The organism is Prolinoborus fasciculus (genome assembly GCF_056724605.1).
Map to the genome: position 1 here is coordinate 1 of NZ_JBWZQN010000193.1, position 402 is coordinate 402.

1 protein-coding gene is annotated in these 402 nt (G+C 40.8%); it reads right to left on the reverse strand.

Annotated features, from left to right (window positions below; all coding sequences use genetic code 11):
- Window positions 1–13 precede the first annotated feature (13 nt).
- Window positions 14–402, reverse strand: a 389-nt coding sequence (locus tag AC1P5O_RS16905; protein WP_499006447.1) for a hypothetical protein, incomplete at its 5' end; no start/stop codon positions are given.

Sequence of the window (402 nt, forward strand, 5' to 3'; positions counted from 1 at the left end):
TTAGAGTTCTACATTAAAGATTAAATAACTTTCTGTCTCTTTCATCCGTCAAATACCGGTCCATCTGAGCGATCAATTTAGCCCGTGCCTGTTCATCTTCTTCAGTGATTTTTAGCATACAGGATCCAATTAAAATCTTGCGTCTGGTATCGTCCTTTCGAGCCTGTTCTTTCTCTTTGGCTCGTTCTCTTGCTAGTGCTGCCTGTCTTTGAGCTTTGAGCTGTTTCAGCTTTTCTTCCTGGGCTTTAATTTTGCTGTCTAGTGTTTCAGTAACGCTCATTAATCCAATACCATCATCCTGGGAAACCATCCCTAACATAAGCGCACTTGAATATGCATTCAAGGTGCTATATGTATAGTAATGTTTTCCTCGAAGAGCGCACTTATGCAAACTTCGTTTGC